This window comes from Thermococcus gorgonarius (genome assembly GCF_002214385.1).
Taxonomy (GTDB): Archaea; Methanobacteriota_B; Thermococci; order Thermococcales; family Thermococcaceae; genus Thermococcus; species Thermococcus gorgonarius.
The window spans coordinates 449886-465640 of the sequence record NZ_CP014855.1; the positions used below are offsets into that span (position 1 = coordinate 449886).

Here is a 15755-nt window from a genome sequence, read left to right on the forward strand (position 1 = left end):
TCTTCTCTATTAAAAAGTCTTTCGGAAGCGGTCTATTGTTATTTGACGCAAATTCGAAAATTATACTCTTTTTTGAACTTTTTACAAAGATTTTGTTGGAATTGGAAGGACTCTCCATCAAGAGTCTTAGCCGGAGTTTTTACATAGACTACTGCTGGGGTAATACTTAGCTATTCTATGGACGAATCTGTCCAGCAAACCTTATTAATGTCTTCAAAAACCGAGTTTTGAAAAATCAAAATGACGTTTTGAAAGGGGGTGGGAACGTGAAGAAACTCGTTGGTTTTTTGGTTGTCTTGCTGTTGGTGATTTCAGCCGGGTGTATTGGTTCAGAAAAAGGTACCTCTACCAGTACCACAAGCTCGGGGAGCGAAAAAACTACCACTACCAGCAACAAGCCTGAAACCTTAGTAGTGTACTCCTATGATAGTTTTGAATACGTTGCTCAGGCAACGTTTCCAAAGTTCGAGGAGAAATACGGAGTTAAGGTAAAGCTCATCACCGTTGGCGACGCAGGACAGCTCTTGAACAGGCTGATCCTTGAAAAGGACAACCCCCAGGCGGACGTGGTTATAGGCATAGACAACAGCCTCGCCGCTAAGGCCATAAAAGCCGGAATTCTCGACCCCTACAAACCGAAGAACATAGACCTCGTTCCAGAATGGCTCATCGAGAAGCTCGACCCAACCTATCACTTGATTCCCTACGACTATGGTTACATAGCCATAAACTACAGGCTGGACAAGGTCAGCGAGCCGCCGAAGAGTCTTGAAGACCTCACCAAGCCCGAGTGGAAGGACAAACTCGTCATCGAGGATCCAAGAACGAGCTCACCGGGTGCAGCGTTTCTCCTGTGGACGATAGCCGTTTACGGTAACGATGGCTACCTCGACTACTGGGAGAAGCTCAAGGAGAACGGCGTTGTTATAACCGAAGGCTGGAGCGACGCATGGTACGGGAAGTTCATGAAGGAGGGCTACCCACTGGTTCTGAGCTACTCCACCTCACCGGCGGCCACGGTTTACTACGAAAACAACACCAACATCAGGGCGGTGGCCTTCAGGGAGGGCAACTACCTCCAGGTTGAGGGCGCGGGAATAGTCAAGGGCACCAAGAAGAAAGACCTTGCCCAGAAGTTCATAGAGTGGCTCCTAACCGAGGACTTCCAGAGCGAAGTACCAACTAACCAGTGGATGTATCCCGTTAATCCAAACGTCAAGCTCCCAGACGTCTATAAGTACGCCGTTCCGCTCGAGGAGATCAAGCCCGTCAGCCTTGATCCGGAGTATGTAAGGGAGAACTTCGACCGCTGGATAAGGGAGTGGGTGCAGCTCATGATCCAGGGCAAGAGCCCCGAGGAGATAAAGGCCTCAAGGGAGGGTTGAATAGGCTCTAACCTTTATCCCAACTTTTTTTGGAATTTTCTTCGGGCTAAAGGGCAGCTCGGGTATGGGGGTTTCGGTCGTTATTTCTTTTCCCTCAACCTCAAGGATCATCCGCACCCTGCCGGGTAGGATCTCGTATTCCAGAACCTCCGCATCGTTTCCTTCCGTTACGACAACGCTCTCGGGCCTGAAGAACACCTTAACTCTTCCGTCCCTGCCGACTTCAAAGCACAGCCCGCCGAGACATGCCCTTCCGTTTTTGCTTTCGAGTTCGAGGAGGTTGGCCTTCCCGAGGAACTTGGCCACGAACTCGCTCTTTGGATGATAGTAGAGCTCCAGCGGTTCCCCAAGCTGGAGGATTTTTCCGGCGTTCATCACAGCTATCCTGTCGCTTATTGCCATTGCCTCCTCTTGGTCGTGGGTGACGTACACAGTTGTGGTCCCGGTTTCTCTCTGGATCCTCCTTATCTCCCGTCTCAGCCGCTCTCTGATTTTGGCATCTAGGTTGCTGAGGGGTTCGTCGAGGAGAAGGACGAGGGGCTCTATAACGAGGGCCCTGGCCAAAGCCACGCGCTGCTGCTGTCCGCCGCTGAGCTGTTCCGGATAGCGCTTTTCCATTCCCTCCAGGCCAACCACCTCAAGAACCTCTCTCACCCTGCGCTCGATCTCATTCCTCGGCAGTTTCCTCAGCTTCAGCCCAAAGGCCACGTTGTCAAAAACAGTCATGTGAGGAAAGAGCGCGTAATCCTGGAAGACGAGGCCGATGTTCCTCTCGTAGGGTTCTTTCCCGGTAACGTCCTCCTCACCAAAGAAAACCCTGCCTTCGGCCTTCTCCAGGCCGGCTATTATCCTCAGCGTCGTGGTTTTCCCACAGCCGCTGGGTCCCAGAAGGGTAAGAAGCTCACCGTCCCTGACCTCAAGTTTGGGGATGCTCAGGGTGAACCCTTCCCTGACGAGTCTGATCCCGTCAAGCCTTACCTCTACCATACTTCCTCACCGGTCTTCTCGATTATCAGGAAACCAACAAGGCTAACGAGGATTAGAATCACGCCCATGGCTGATGCCGGGCCGAACTGTCTGGTTCCGAGGTACTTGTAGATGGCTATCGTGACGGTCGTGTATTCCGGCCGGTAGATCATGTAGGTTGCCCCGAGTTCTGCAACGCTCATGGCGAAGGCGAATATGGCCCCGACGAGAAGTCCGCCCATAGCTAGGGGAAGTTCCACCTTCAGAAATGCCGTTAGATCCCTTGCACCCAGGGTTAAGGCCGCCTCGCGGAGGTTCTGCTTTATCTTGCCCAGGGATGCCAGCAGGGCCCTGAGGACGAAGGGGTAGGCTATAACGGTGTGGGCGGAGGCTATGAGGTAGGGACTACCAAGCAGGAGGAGGGGCCCCCTGTGGAAGGCCTTTATGTAGCCCAGCCCTATGATTATCGCCGAAGATCCCAGGGGGAGCATAACGGCCGTGTCAAAGAGCCTCTTTCCAGGAAAGCTCCATCTCCGCAGGGCGTAGGCTATCGGGAGGGCTATGAGCAGGCTTAGAAAAACCGTTGAGAAACCGAAGAGGAAGGTGTAGCCTATCGCGTGCAGGCTGTCGGAGGCGAAGAGGGGGTTGTACTCAGCCTCAAAGAGGCGCCTGTACCAGAGGAGCGTCGGCCTTCCACCGTAGGTGAAGGACTCGTAGACGACCGCCAGGAGTGGAGCCACTATGAAGAGCGCAACCACAGCGGAGTAGAGGAGGATTAGAAGGCCTTTGACGCTGAGGATCTCCTTAGTGGTTAACCTCTCGGTTCTCCTGAAAACCCTCTGCTCTTCGGCCCGGGAGTAGAGCTCTAGGCTTTTGAGGTATGCGTACATGAAGGTAAAGCTCAGCGCCAGCTGGATGACGGCAAGGGCTGAGCCCCTCCTGAAGTCCAGAAGGGTCATGATCTCGGTGAATATGGCCACCTCAAGGGTGGCGTATTTGTAGCCGCCTATTATCAGCGGTATCGAAAAGCTGAGGAAGGAGAAGATGAAGGTGAGCATGGCCGAGGCCAGTATGCCCGGATATAGCATCGGAAGGGTCACCTTCCTGAAGAGCGTGAAGCCCCTCGCTCCAAGGCTCATGGCTGCTTCCTCGTAGTGGGGGTTTATCCTCTGCCAGAGGGCCGAGAGCATTCTGACGACGACGGGAAAGTTGTAGAATGCATGAGCCAGGATTATGCCCTTCCAGGAGTAGATTATTCCCAGATCTCTGCCTACCAGGTTTGTTATAACCCCGTTCCTTCCAAAGAGGATTATGAAGCCCATAGCGACCATTATGCTCGGCATGACGAAGGGAACCGTGAGCAGGGCCCTCAGGAAGCGCTTTCCCGGGAAGTCGTACCTGGCGAAGAGGTAAGCTCCGGGGAGACCGAGGGCGAGCGTTAAGATAGTTGAGGCTATCGCCTGTTCAAATGTGAAGAGGATGACCTTTCTGTAGTAGGAATCACCCAAGACCTCGCCGAGAGCAGCTGGGGACAGACCGTCCTTTAGAATGAGGAGTATCGGATAGTAGAAGAACAGCAGGAGAAAAACCAGCGAGGGGATGAGTATCAGAGGGCTGAGTCTCTTCCACTTCATCGGAATCCCTACCAATCTTGGCCTTAAAACGTTGTCCTTTAAAATGTTAGGCTGGCCGAAAAGGTTTTAAGTTCCGTCCCACAACTACCCATTGGTGGGTAAAAATGTATTACATCGGAAAAGCGAGGAGCCCCTACGGTCCACACAAGACCCACGAGGCCATCCTGGAAAAGCTCAGGGAGAAGGGCTTCGACGTTGAGTTCACCAAACACCACTGGGCCGGCGATCTGCCCTTTGGACTGGTCCTGGTTGAGGGAAAGAAGGGCCACGTGGCCGTCAGGTGGTCCCTCGGCAGGGAATTCACCCTTGAGCTGGAGGAAACCGACAAGGAAACGTTCGACGAGTTCATAGAGGACACTATAGAGTATACAAACGCGGACTCAGGATGAACGCTCCTGCTTAACCCTCTCGATGACGTCGAAGATGCTCCAGAGGTCTCTGATCACGTGTAGATGGGGGATTAAGGCCAGCATTTCCCTCTTTTTCTCCACGAACTTCGCCGTGAAGGGGAAGTAGTACCAGACGTATTCCGTGTTCTCGTCGCCGTGCCCGATGAAGCGCCAGGGTTTGTCGTCCACCCAGATGAAGATCTCGTCTCCATACTTCTCGCGGACGAGCTGAAATGCCTCGTCTATCGTTAAGTCCCTCCCGAAGACTATGACTTCGTCGAAGAGGTCGTAGATGCCCATCTCCTTCAGCCTTCTTACCTTCATGCCGTCTATGAAGTCTTCCGCCGAGAACGAGATAACGGTGTGCCCGGCTTCCTTGAGCTTCCTAAGCAGTTCGGGGGAGTCGTCTATCGGCTTCGTCAGCTTCACCCTCTCCTCGAACCAGGTCTCGAAAAACTTCGTCCTTAGGAAGAACGGCGGCTTCGACTTCTTCTTGTGCTTTCCAAAGGTCGGTCTCTCGAACTGGAGCTCTATCTTGGTGAGGAGCTTCGCCCATAGAGCCTTTCCCGGAAGCCAGCGGTAGCGTTTCTCCAGTGCTCTTCTGAAGGCCTCCTCGATGCACGAGTAAGTGTCAGCAAGGGTTCCGTCAAAGTCAAACGCTATTATCATTCAACCACCTCCAAGCGAGACGTAGAAGTGGCCCGCTCTCACGTGCTCAGAGATGAAGTCGTCGGACATTCCATAGGCCCAAATGACGCGGAAGCTCCCGTTTGTAGGGATTTTGAAGTCGTAGGGATCGCCTGTGTCAAGCTTCCTTGAGAACTCCACTACCGTGAAATCTCCATCTTCCCTGCCGCCGAAGGATACAATGCTGTAGTTTCCGCCGTAGAATTCATCGGGGTTGTGCGGGCCCGCAAAGCCGGTGGAATAATCATCACTGATCCCAACAGTCCCGTTGGGAAGGACGTAGGCTATAACTATGTCGGTCTTTTTCATCCCAGGGCCGCCTCCAAAGCCCACTGCGAGCCAGCCGTGCGTCATAGCCTTCATGCCCACGAAGAGGGTACCATTCTCAACGCGGAAGAAGGCCGAAAAATCGCCTTCCTTGGTGGTGAAGTTTACCTGATATTCACCCGGCGATATAACCCCGTCGGGCTTCCACTGAACCAGCTGGGTATTAGCATCTGACTTTTCGCCAGCATGGCTTACACACCCTGAAGATAAGGTTACAAGCGCGAGCGCTAAGACCACTGCAAGGAATTTGAGGCCTCTCATCATGGGCTTAGAATCGAGGCTGGGTTTTTTTAAAATTGCCTGACCAGCACAAAGCATATATTACAGGGACATCAAATTTCAACGAGCATTTTAAAGCTCAGAAGGTGATAGGTATGGGCAGACACTACATCCCGAACTCGGCCCACAAGGAGGAGATGCTGAAAGAAATCGGTTTTTCATCCATTGAGGACCTCTTCTCAGATGTTCCAAAGGGCATGGTCAAGGAGTTCGACCTGCCGGAGGGAAAGAGCGAATACGAGGTCTTCACTGAGATGAACGAAATTCTGGGCAAAAACAAGACCGTACTTGAGATGCCGAGCTTTTTAGGAGCGGGCACGTACTTCCACTACGTTCCCGCGCACGTCAAGTACATCATCGAGAGGAGCGAGTTTCTAACTGCTTACACCCCCTACCAGCCCGAGATAAGTCAGGGCATGCTCCAGGCCCTCTTCGAGTACCAGAGCATGATGGCCGAGCTCTACGGCCTTCCCATCGTGAACTCCTCTATGTACGACTGGGGAACGGCAATAGCGGAAGCAGCCCTGATGACGGTGAGGCTCCACAGAGGGAAGAAGAAGCGCTTCCTGATCCCTAAGGCCCTAAGCCCAGAAAAGAAAGCGGTGATTAGGACCTACACCCGCGGAGCGGACCTTGAGATAGTCGAGGTTCCCTGGGACGAAAAGGGTCAGCTCGACCTCGAAAAGCTCAAGGAGGAAGTTAAAGATTCCGCTGGAGTTTACGTCGAGATGAGCAACTTCTTTGGCCTTGTGGAGGAGAACGTTAGAGAAATCGGAGAAATAGCCCATGAAGCTGGGGCTTACTTCGTCGTTGGGGCAGACCCGACGATGCTGGGAGTCTTTGAAGCTCCGGGAGAGCTGGGCGCTGATATAGCCGTTGGGGAGGCATCTTACCTTGGAAGCCCGATGAACTTCGGCGGCCCGAGGGCGGGCGTCTTTGCGGTGAGGAACGACAGGTCACTCATCCGCCAGATGCCGGGCAGGATAATCGGCATGACCAAAGACGCGGACGGAAAGAGGGCATTCGTGATGACCCTCCAGACGAGGGAACAGCACATAAGGCGCGCAAAGGCAACCTCCAACATCTGCTCAAACGAGGCGCTGGTGGCGGTGGCGGCTGCGATACACCTCGCAACGCTCGGGCCGAAGGGCCTGGCGGAGCTTGGCGAAATCATTCTCAAGAACACGGCCTACCTCAAGAAGCGCCTCTCAGAGGTCGGCGAGGTTCCCTTCGAGGGGCTCTACTTCAAAGACGTGCCAGTACGCTTTGAGATTCCCTACGATGTCATCCACGAGAGGCTCCTTGAGAGGGGAATCCACGGCGGCTACTACCTCGGAAAGCACTTCCCAGAGCTGGGCGAGACAGCGCTCTTCGCGGCGACAGAGACAACGAGGAAGGAGTGGGTTGACAGACTGGTTGAAGCGCTGGGAGAGATAATAAGTGAGGCGGAGCTGTGAGGTGGTGAAGATGTTCAGGCAGGCTAAATGGGATGAGCCAACTATCTTTGAGCTCTCACGCCCCGGAAGGATTGGTTACACCCTTCCAAAGCCCATTGAGGAGGTTGAGGTTGAAATCCCTGAGAAGCTCAGGAGAACGAGCCCGCTCAAGCTCCCTGAGCTGAGCGAGCCCGAGGTGGTCAAGCACTATACGAGACTTAGCGAGATGAACTACGGCGTTGACTCCGGAATCTACCCGCTCGGCTCGTGCACCATGAAATACAACCCCAAGATAAACGAGGAGATAGCCTCCCACCCTGGTGTCGCCTACGTCCACCCCTACCAGGACGAACGGACAGTTCAGGGAGCGCTCAGGATAATGTGGGAGCTGGAGCAGTGGCTGAAGGAAATAACCGGCATGGACCGCTTCACCCTTCAGCCTGCCGCTGGGGCGAACGGTGAATTCACCGGCGTTTCGATAATCCGCGCCTACCACCTCGATCGCGGGGAAGTTCAGAGGGACGAGATGCTGGTTCCGGATTCAGCGCACGGAACCAACCCGGCAAGTGCGGCCATGGCCGGCTTCAAGGTTATTGAGATACCCTCCAACGAGAACGGTACGGTTGATCTGGAAGCCCTTGAGAACGCTGTGAGCGAGAGGACTGCCGGCTTAATGCTCACAAACCCAAACACCCTCGGCATCTTCGAGGACGAGATACTGGAGATAGCGAAGATAGTTCACAAAGCTGGAGGCCTGCTTTACTACGACGGAGCGAACCTCAACGCGGTCCTCGGAAAGATAAGGCCGGGTGATATGGGCTTTGACATAGTCCACCTCAACCTCCACAAGACCTTCTCGACTCCACATGGCGGTGGCGGCCCCGGAAGCGGGCCCGTCGGCGTTAAGGACTTCCTCAAGGATTACCTGCCAGTCCCACTGGTGAGCTACGACGAAGAAAACGACCGCTACTACCTCGACTACAACGTGCCGAAGAGCATCGGCAAGGTCAAAGAGCTTTACGGGAACTTTGCCGTCATCGTCAGGGCCCTGACTTACCTCAAGATAATGGGGAAGGAAGGCCTGAGAGAGGTCAGCGAGGTCGCTGTCCTCAACGCAAACTACCTCACCCAGAAGCTGAAGGGAACCCGTGGCTATGAGTTGCCGGGTAAAGAACTGAGGAAGCACGAGACCGTCTTTTCAGCCGAGCCCATGAAGAAGGAGACCGGTGTCACTGCGATGGACGTCGCCAAGAGGCTCCTCGACTTTGGAATGCACGCTCCAACGGTTTACTTCCCGCTGATTGTTCACGAGGCTCTCATGATAGAGCCGACCGAAACTGTTAGCAAAGAAGAGCTCGACGCCTACGTCGAGGCCCTCAAGAGGATAAGCGAAGAGGCCTACAGCAACCCTGAGGTTGTGAAGAGCGCCCCGCACAACACAGCAGTGAAGAGGGTTGACGACGTTTTAGCTGCGAAGAAGCCGGTAATAACTTGGCGCATGTACAGGGAGCTCAAGAAGAAGGGCGAGATCGATTATTGACTTTTATCTTTTTGTGGGGTCAGCCAGTGCCAGTCTCTTCATCCGGTAGCGAATCCGACCGGTAAACGCTCTTCATTCCCCTCTCTTCTTTTGGCGGTTGCTTTTTAAAAGGTTCTCCCAAAGTTCCCCCGGCCGATGACGAGCGTTAGCCACGCTGAGCGGTGAGGAAAAGAGGGTTAGCTGAGGCTTTAGTAGAGCTTTCCATTCTCCTCCCTGAGTTTCTCGCGCTTTTTTCAACTTTCTTTTCATCTTCAAAAAGTTTAGGCTTTTTAATTTTTTGAATTTTTGAAAAGGTGCTCTTTATAAAAATTTGAAAAATCAGAGGTACTTCCTCAGGAACTCCCCCACTTTTTTCTTCCACTCCTCAGGATGGAGCTTGAGCGTCCTTACGTGAGGAGCGTCGGTGACCCAGAGCTCGACGTCCGGGTTTATGGTTTTGTTGCGCTCGTAGAACTCCCGAACCTCTTCTACCGTGACGAGCGGGTCTTTCTCTCCGGCTATTAGGAGGAGCGGTTTCCTTGCTTTGTCGGCATAACTTATCGGGTGGACTTCCTTCCCGCCACTAAAAAGCTTCGTGAAGGGCTTGACGAAGACGTGGAGCCACTCAGGAAGGCCGACGAAGTACTTGAGGCCCCTTGCACTGGTCTTATCGAGATCCATGGGCGGTGAATCTGCGACGCCGCAGCAGACCTCCTCAATCTCTGCGAGGGAGCGTATGGTGAGCATCGCGCCCATCGAGAAACCTACGAGGGCTATTCTCTTCGCTTCCTCCGGGTGGTTTTCCTTCAGCCACCTCACGGCCGCCCTAACGTCCGCAATCTCCTTATCGCTGACCGTCGTGTACTTCCCCTTACTCCTTCCATGCGCCCTGAAGTCAAAGACGAGGACATTGTAGCCCTCTTTGAGGAGGAACTCAACGGTCGGCTTCATGTAGAGCTCGTACCACCTGCTTGCCGTGTAGCCGTGGAGTGGGATGACAGTTTTATCGCTCCCGTTTGAGATCCACCAGCCGCTGAGCTTTAGCCCGTCCTCGGTCTCAAATGTGATATCCTCATAATCGAAGCCGAGGTCTTTCGGCGTCCAGTCCCCGATGAGCCTCGGCGGCTTCACCATCTTATACCCAACGAAGGCAGAGAAGGTAAGGAAGAGGAAAATAACAAGAAGTAAGACTTCAATGATCATTTTCCACTCACCTCAAGTTCCTTCATGCTCCATATGAGAGGCATGGCTATGAGCACCAGCACCGCTCCGATGGGGAAGAGGATGCGGTAGTTGTCGTCCGCGAGGTCAACTATGGCCCCTCCTATCGTGCCGGCAAGAAGGACGGGCAGTGAGCGGGTGGCCTCGAAGAAGCCGTAGTAGCGGCCTGTAAATGCCTCCCTCTCAAACTTAGTGAGCAGATCGCCGATGACGGGATAAGAGGCCGCCATCAGGATTCCCCAGCCAATTCCCGCTATCCCGAGGGCAACTACTATCTCCTTCTGGCTCGTTATGAACCAGCCCCAGAGCTGTGGAATGGCAAAGACGAGGCCGCCGAGGATTATGCTCAGCCTCCTGCCAATCTTGTCGTAGATCATGCCGCCGGGGAGTGACCCCACGAGCACGGTCACGTTGAAGAGGGCCATTAGATACAGACCGAGGGATGTAACTGCCTTGATGTTCTCCTGGCTCGCTGAGCCTTTGAGAATGTACGCAAGGATCCCGTAGAGGAATATTGCTATGAACTCAAAACTCATCCACCAGAGGGTTTGTGCGGTGTAAAACTTGAGGAAGTCGCGCTTTTTGACTATGCTGGCCAGGTATTCCCAAAGGCTCTCCTCGTCATCAATTTCCGGCGCTTTGGGTTCTCGGATAACGAAGTAAACGAAGAGAGCGGCTCCAATAAGGAATATCGCAGTTATTATAAACGGTATCTTAAGGTACGGCGTCTGGACGAGCGCCTTTATTCCTTCACTTTCGCCTGTCTCGGCCACGGCCTTGGCGATGAGAAAAGCCGCCAGTCCGAAGAGGAACAGGTTGCCCGCCCATTCGAAGAGCGTAATGATCCCGCTCGCCTTTCCGCGCTGTCCGCTCTCGACCGTATCAGGCATCAGCGCACGGTACTGGGCGGTATAGGTGTGCATCGAGAGGTAGAAGAAACCGAGGGCCAGAGCAAAACCCCAGAGCGGGACACCCATGGCATAGGCCGTGTAGATCATCAGTGCAGCAATCCCGGCGAGGAGGCCCCCGAGCATTATAAACGGCCTTCTCCTGCCGTATTTCGATCTGAGGGTATCGCTGTAATACCCCAGCAGAACTGGCACGAACAGGCCGATGAGGCCCTCAGCGGCCAGTATGGTCCCCTTAACAAAGGCGGACTCCGTGTAGCTCGACAGTAGCGGAAAAGACAGGCCTTTGTTGAGGGCCCACCCAACGCTTCTGCTGAAGCCGAGCAGAGCAAGTCCAAGCACAACACCCCAACTGAAGCCCTTCCTCTCCATCATTCACACCCCCTTATTCTGCCGTGTTTATGTCAAAGAGACGTTTTTACGTTTCCAGTTCAAACGACAAAAATAAAAGGAAAGGTCAGTCCATGTCCGGCACGTAGTCGAGGGCATTGCCCTTAGTTCTGACAATGTCGCCCCTCCTGACGAACTGCATCGTTATCGCCGCCAGTATGAAGAACACCATTGCAAACGGAAGGAGCGTTTTGTAGCCTATGAGGTCGAGAAAGGCTCCCGCCAGGGGAGGTGCGACAAGGTTGGCAGCCTGACTGAAAAAGTAATAGAGCCCGGTGTAACCGCCGAGCTTCTCCTCCGTCGTCATGTCGACTACCATTGGCAGGGAGTTCACGTTGACCATCGCCCAACCTATTCCCGCAACAAAGAACAGGGCCATGAACTCCATGACGACTGGGTCAGATAGGGACGGACTCTGGGGCTGGTGGGTTTCACCCAAAAAGTATGCCCCGAGTACCACGAGGGAGATAAGTATCAGGCCCGCGGTTATGGTTCTCTTCCTCCCTATTCTCGCCCCGAGAAAGCCCGCGGGTATCGCGGATATCATGAAGCTGAGCGACACTGCGCCGAGCAGGAAGGCCCCGGTGCTCTCGATCCTCCTTGTGAACTCAGTCTCAGCGGCACCCACCGGGATCCTGAACAGGTGGTACTTGAAGTAGCTGGTAAAAAAGGTCTCCAGGGAGTTGAAGGCGACGAACCAGAAGAATATTGAGAGCAGTATGAACAAAAGGCTCCTCTCGTGGCTCGCAAAGACGTCCTTGAGGTTCTCCTTCAGCTCGCCAAAGCTCTTGCGTGACGTCTCGGAGAGCAGCTTTCTAATGCTGACCTTCTCCCCCGGGACGCGGTATTCCTCGGGCTCCGGGACGAAGAACACCACTAGGAGGTTGGCAATGAGCATTATCGCCGCACCGGCGTAGAAGGGGTAGGCGTAGTTTATATCGTAGAGGGCCTTGCCCCCGAAGTAAGCCAAAAGTGCTCCGAGGCCACCCATGAAGTTGATTATGCCGTTGGCCTGACTCCTCTTCTCACTCGGTGTTATATCCGGCATGAAGGCAATGACCGGAGAGCGGAAGAGCGCCATGAAGAAGTTCATGAAGACTATCGTCCCCATGAAGAGGGCCAAACTGCCGTGCTCCCTGGCTATCGGGATGAGCGCAAACATGATCGCCGCAGATGGGGCGCCGAGAAGGATGTATGGTTTCCTCCTGCCGAGTCTCGTCCGAGTCATGTCGCTGAGCGCACCAAGGAACGGGAGCAGTAGAACCGCGAACAGGTTGTCGATGGTCATGATGAAGCCCGTCACCGTTTTGTTCATGCCAAAGGTGTCCTGCAGGAAGATTGGTATGTAGGCGTTGTAGAGGGCCCAGATGATGCTTATACCGAAGAAACCGAAGCCGAGCAGGAATATCCTTGAGTATTTGAACTCCACATTTCCACCCCCAAATTCGGTATCGGCGATTGAAACAGTGTGGAAATTTGGGGGAGGAAACTTTTAAGGGTTGCCAGCTCATCTCTGAACGATGAGAGCAGGAACAGAATTGAACAATGAAAGTACTCTGATACTGGGTCACAGGGGCTTCAAAGGGCCGTTGGAGAACACCCTTCCAGCTTTTAGAAGGGCTTTACTGTACGCCGACGGAGTGGAGTTCGACGTCAGGGTTACCGGCGATGGAAAACTCGTTGTCCACCACGATGAAGGTTTCTGGAGTGATGGTCTCTTTTACAGGATAAATGGCCTGAGTCTCAGGGAATTGAGGAGTATCCATCCCCTCGGAAAGCTCATTCCCAGAGTGAAGAACATTTTCAGGGCCTTCAGAAACTCGTTTTTCGACGCTGATGTTAAAGAACCAGAGGCCGTTGAACCCCTCCTAAAACTCGTCGAGAGGTTCAGCGTTGCAGGTCGCGTCGTATTCTCTTCAGAGAACCCTGGAATCGTTAAGGCCCTTTTAAGGGAGTGCCCCGACTGCCGCGTGGGCTTTTCCATAGTCGGCTACTCTTCCCTCACGTGGATCCCGAGGATTAAAGGTCTCTACTCCCTTCACGTGCCGATAGATGCAGTTTCTTACATTGGCTACCACACTTTTGTCGCTTTGCTTAGGGCTCTGCGTAAGAGGGGCCTGAGAATATACCTCTGGAACTATCAGATGAACGAGCTGGAATGGGTGCCAAGGCTTTGGAGGTTTGCCGACGCTCTCATTTTGGACAACCCTGCGTGGGTAAAGAAAGGTTTTTACGGGTATGGTGCACTCTCCTCTGGCGATACCTATGACGGGCTGGGAATCAGATAGAGTGCTCGTTCTCGGCCACAGGGGCTACTCCGCGAAGTACCCGGAGAACAGTCTCCTCGCCTTCAGAAAGGCCATCGAAGCTGGTGCCGATGGAATCGAGCTCGACGTCTGGCTCAGTAAGGACGGAAGAGTTGTCATAATGCACGACGAGACCATTGACAGGACGAGCAACATGACCGGAAGACAGAAGGACATGACGCTTGAGGAGCTCAAGAAGGCCGATATAGGCATGGGGGAGAGGATTCCGACGCTGGAGGAGGTCTTTGAGGTCCTGTCCGATAATGCCCTAATCAACATCGAGCTCAAGGACAGAGACGCCGCCGGCGAGGTTGCAAGAATAGTAAAGGAGAACAACCCAGGGAGGGTCTTGATTTCCTCCTTTGACGTTGATGCACTCAGGGAGTACCGGAAGTTTGACGGGAAAACAAGGATGGGACTGCTGATAGACAGAGAGGATGTCGTTCCACTCATCCCGAAGCTTAAGGATGAACTAAACCTGTGGTCAATTAACATCCCAATAGAGGCTATACCCCTCCTCGGTCTTGAAAAAACTGTTCAGGCGATTAAATGGGCCCGTTCCCTAGGTCTCAAGGTCGTTCTTTGGACGGAAAATGACGACCTCTTTTACCTCAACGACAACCTCGCGAAGCTTACGGGACTCTTCGAGGTGGTCATAGTCAACGACGTCGAGCGGATGATTGATTACCTCAGGAAACTCGGGCTCAGGTAAATTTTAAAAAAGTTCGCATTTTTACTTTTCTTGGTGGTTTGGGTGGATTCCAGGTGGATTCTCACTTTGATTGCAACAGTGCTTTTGGTTTCCCTTCTGATACCCGGCGAGGTTTACAGCCCTCCAAACGTTCCTTATCTCAAAGAGAACTACGATGTCTATCAGGAGGTTCCCAGCAGGGTCGCAACCCTTCTGTGCGGGGCAGAAACGAGAGAATACTATGAATACCTCGTGAACTGGACCCTCGGGTTCCCCCACTACCATGTGTACTGGGGAGCAGGGGGAAGCTTAAGGACGACTATCGTCGTTGGGAATTGGAGTTCCTTCAAGAAAAGCCTTCCATACGGATGCGAAATCATCTCTCTAAAGGAACTTTCAAAGGAACCAACCATCTCCCATGACCTGGCCCTCTACAACGCTTCGCTCATCCTTGAGAACCTGACGAAGGGAACCCCTGACTACGAAAAACTAAAGCCCTTCTTCTCCTTTGCGTCTTACTCCCCCCAGGATTCTGAGATTCCAAAAACGAACAACACCCACGTTGAAGTAATACTTATCGGTACCGGAGACACGGAATTCGTCTGGAAGCCATTCGTTTTTGTGTGGGCTATCGTCATGGCCTTAAGCGCTGTCAGCCTTTTTACCTCTTGGAAACGCAAGAAGAAGGCCATCTTTGTCTCATTTGTGATTATTCTCCTCCTTGGGGCTTTCTTCGTCGGGAAAGTCCTTTACCTGGAGCATGAGAAAGCCGAGTGGAACCGCAACGTTGCGTCCGTCCTTTCGCTTAAAGGGATGGGTGGAGAGTGCTGGCCCGTTGTGGGGGTCATAAACGTCCCCTCTGATTCGAGCGCGGACAGCATACCCCGGGCGCTTCAACTGATAAACGAGAGCCACGCCAAAATCCTCGAGGTGAGCTTTGAGGACTACATAGTGAAGCTTGAGGTCGGCGTAAACCCCGAAAGTTACGAAGAACTAGCGAAGGAAGCTGAGGAGCTGGGCCTGCAGGCCGATATTTTTCCCAGGTCTGAGGTTTCAGAGATTACAGAACAGATCCGGAGAAGCTACGAAAGGCAAGAAGAACTCATCGAAACCCTGAAGAAATACCTTCTCAAGCTTCCTCCAAGTGAGAGGAATGCCGTGGAGCGCTTCATCGAGCTGCAGAAACAGTTCTTGGAAGAGACTGAGAAACAGCTAAACGCGAGCAAAAACTGCTACGAGATTGGCATTGCAATCCCAACCGAATACGGGGTTGTTCAATACTCCTCGCTCTCGGGTTTCCTGGCGAAGTTGGTCCTTCTCGTCGTGGGAATAGCTCTCGTGGTTAGTTGGAGGAGTGATAGGTAAACAACCGGAGTAACTTTGGCTTTATCTTTTTATCCTTTTTGGGGTGTTCTTATCCTAGCAGTGCTCCAAGGACTCTAACACCAGAATCGAGGTCACTGGCCGAGGAATTGTGGCCGAGAACTGGGATACATTCTGAATCTAAAGGAGACACGGCTTGTCTGACGTCTGGATTACTGCCTGCGCGACGGGTCTTAGCCGGAGGAGAGGGCTGACAGGGGTTTCCTGAACGCTGGTAGAGTGAGGGTTTCATGG

Annotated in this window: 14 protein-coding genes; 7 read left to right on the forward strand and 7 right to left on the reverse strand. The window is 53.3% G+C overall.

Annotated features, from left to right (window positions below):
* Positions 1 to 266: 266 nt before the first annotated feature.
* A complete protein-coding gene (locus A3K92_RS02595; protein ID WP_088884787.1) occupies positions 267 to 1385 on the forward strand; it encodes a thiamine ABC transporter substrate-binding protein in 1119 nt (372 codons plus the stop codon).
* Here the strand turns inward: A3K92_RS02595 and A3K92_RS02600 are convergent.
* Together A3K92_RS02600 and A3K92_RS02605 are read right to left on the reverse strand one after the other, a co-directional pair.
* Positions 1371 to 2372 carry an ABC transporter ATP-binding protein gene (locus A3K92_RS02600; protein WP_088884788.1) on the reverse strand — a complete coding sequence of 334 codons (1002 nt, stop codon included), beginning with the start codon at positions 2370 to 2372 and terminating at the stop codon, positions 1371 to 1373. The genes A3K92_RS02595 and A3K92_RS02600 overlap by 15 nt on opposite strands.
* Positions 2366 to 3985, reverse strand: coding sequence for an ABC transporter permease (locus A3K92_RS02605; RefSeq protein ID WP_088884789.1), 1620 nt, complete (start codon positions 3983 to 3985; stop codon positions 2366 to 2368). The genes A3K92_RS02600 and A3K92_RS02605 overlap by 7 nt, the downstream gene beginning before the upstream one ends.
* Before the next feature lie 104 nt (positions 3986 to 4089).
* On the opposite strand from A3K92_RS02605, the gene A3K92_RS02610 reads away from it, so the two are divergent.
* Positions 4090 to 4374 carry a hypothetical protein gene (locus A3K92_RS02610; protein WP_088884790.1) on the forward strand — a complete coding sequence of 95 codons (285 nt, stop codon included), beginning with the start codon at positions 4090 to 4092 and terminating at the stop codon, positions 4372 to 4374.
* Here A3K92_RS02610 and A3K92_RS02615 read toward each other — a convergent pair.
* Together A3K92_RS02615 and A3K92_RS02620 are read right to left on the reverse strand one after the other, a co-directional pair.
* Positions 4366 to 5043 carry an HAD family hydrolase gene (locus A3K92_RS02615; RefSeq protein ID WP_088884791.1) on the reverse strand — a complete coding sequence of 226 codons (678 nt, stop codon included), beginning with the start codon at positions 5041 to 5043 and terminating at the stop codon, positions 4366 to 4368. The genes A3K92_RS02610 and A3K92_RS02615 overlap by 9 nt on opposite strands.
* Positions 5044 to 5652 carry a DOMON domain-containing protein gene (locus A3K92_RS02620; RefSeq protein ID WP_157722414.1) on the reverse strand — a complete coding sequence of 203 codons (609 nt, stop codon included), beginning with the start codon at positions 5650 to 5652 and terminating at the stop codon, positions 5044 to 5046.
* 110 nt (positions 5653 to 5762) lie between these two features.
* Between A3K92_RS02620 and gcvPA the strand changes: the two genes are divergently transcribed.
* Both gcvPA and gcvPB read left to right on the forward strand, forming a co-directional pair.
* Positions 5763 to 7124, forward strand: coding sequence for an aminomethyl-transferring glycine dehydrogenase subunit GcvPA (gene gcvPA / locus A3K92_RS02625; RefSeq protein WP_088884793.1), 1362 nt, complete (start codon positions 5763 to 5765; stop codon positions 7122 to 7124).
* Between the two features lie 10 nt (positions 7125 to 7134).
* On the forward strand, positions 7135 to 8643 hold the full coding sequence (gene gcvPB / locus A3K92_RS02630) for an aminomethyl-transferring glycine dehydrogenase subunit GcvPB (protein WP_088884794.1): 1509 nt from the start codon (positions 7135 to 7137) through the stop codon (positions 8641 to 8643).
* 318 nt (positions 8644 to 8961) lie between these two features.
* Here the strand turns inward: gcvPB and A3K92_RS02635 are convergent, their stop codons facing one another.
* The 3 genes from A3K92_RS02635 to A3K92_RS02645 all read right to left on the reverse strand — a co-directional run bounded on the left by A3K92_RS02635 (position 8962) and on the right by A3K92_RS02645 (position 12570).
* Entirely contained in the window at positions 8962 to 9825 is an 864-nt protein-coding gene (locus tag A3K92_RS02635) for an alpha/beta hydrolase (protein ID WP_088884795.1), read from the reverse strand.
* Entirely contained in the window at positions 9822 to 11123 is a 1302-nt protein-coding gene (locus tag A3K92_RS02640; protein WP_088886015.1) for an MFS transporter, read from the reverse strand. Before A3K92_RS02640 ends, A3K92_RS02635 begins: the two co-directional genes overlap by 4 nt.
* An 85-nt stretch (positions 11124 to 11208) precedes the next feature.
* Positions 11209 to 12570 carry an SLC45 family MFS transporter gene (locus A3K92_RS02645; protein ID WP_088884796.1) on the reverse strand — a complete coding sequence of 454 codons (1362 nt, stop codon included), beginning with the start codon at positions 12568 to 12570 and terminating at the stop codon, positions 11209 to 11211.
* 91 nt (positions 12571 to 12661) lie between these two features.
* Between A3K92_RS02645 and A3K92_RS02650 the strand changes: the two genes are divergently transcribed.
* The 3 genes from A3K92_RS02650 to A3K92_RS02660 are packed head-to-tail and all read left to right on the forward strand — an operon-like array spanning position 12662 to position 15503.
* A complete protein-coding gene (locus tag A3K92_RS02650) occupies positions 12662 to 13429 on the forward strand; it encodes a glycerophosphodiester phosphodiesterase family protein (RefSeq protein ID WP_088884797.1) in 768 nt (255 codons plus the stop codon).
* Positions 13380 to 14159 carry a glycerophosphodiester phosphodiesterase family protein gene (locus tag A3K92_RS02655; RefSeq protein WP_232460900.1) on the forward strand — a complete coding sequence of 260 codons (780 nt, stop codon included), beginning with the start codon at positions 13380 to 13382 and terminating at the stop codon, positions 14157 to 14159. Before A3K92_RS02650 ends, A3K92_RS02655 begins: the two co-directional genes overlap by 50 nt.
* Before the next feature lie 33 nt (positions 14160 to 14192).
* Positions 14193 to 15503: a hypothetical protein gene (locus A3K92_RS02660; RefSeq protein WP_157722415.1), complete on the forward strand. Its 1311-nt coding sequence runs from the start codon at positions 14193 to 14195 to the stop codon at positions 15501 to 15503.
* The last annotated feature ends 252 nt before the right edge of the window (positions 15504 to 15755 follow it).

What these genes read in the sequence shown, in the direction of transcription:
- A3K92_RS02605 (WP_088884789.1), bottom strand. Translation starts at nt 3,985, where the DNA reads ATGAAGTGGAAGAGACTCAGCCCTCTGATACTCATCCCCTCGCTGGTT.
- A3K92_RS02655 (WP_232460900.1), top strand. Translation starts at nt 13,380, where the DNA reads ATGGTGCACTCTCCTCTGGCGATACCTATGACGGGCTGGGAATCAGAT.
- gcvPA (WP_088884793.1), top strand. Translation starts at nt 5,763, where the DNA reads ATGGGCAGACACTACATCCCGAACTCGGCCCACAAGGAGGAGATGCTG.
- A3K92_RS02600 (WP_088884788.1), bottom strand. Translation starts at nt 2,372, where the DNA reads ATGGTAGAGGTAAGGCTTGACGGGATCAGACTCGTCAGGGAAGGGTTC.
- A3K92_RS02650 (WP_088884797.1), top strand. Translation starts at nt 12,662, where the DNA reads ATGAGAGCAGGAACAGAATTGAACAATGAAAGTACTCTGATACTGGGT.
- A3K92_RS02610 (WP_088884790.1), top strand. Translation starts at nt 4,090, where the DNA reads ATGTATTACATCGGAAAAGCGAGGAGCCCCTACGGTCCACACAAGACC.
- A3K92_RS02620 (WP_157722414.1), bottom strand. Translation starts at nt 5,652, where the DNA reads ATGATGAGAGGCCTCAAATTCCTTGCAGTGGTCTTAGCGCTCGCGCTT.
- A3K92_RS02615 (WP_088884791.1), bottom strand. Translation starts at nt 5,043, where the DNA reads ATGATAATAGCGTTTGACTTTGACGGAACCCTTGCTGACACTTACTCG.
- gcvPB (WP_088884794.1), top strand. Translation starts at nt 7,135, where the DNA reads ATGTTCAGGCAGGCTAAATGGGATGAGCCAACTATCTTTGAGCTCTCA.
- A3K92_RS02640 (WP_088886015.1), bottom strand. Translation starts at nt 11,123, where the DNA reads ATGGAGAGGAAGGGCTTCAGTTGGGGTGTTGTGCTTGGACTTGCTCTG.
- A3K92_RS02635 (WP_088884795.1), bottom strand. Translation starts at nt 9,825, where the DNA reads ATGATCATTGAAGTCTTACTTCTTGTTATTTTCCTCTTCCTTACCTTC.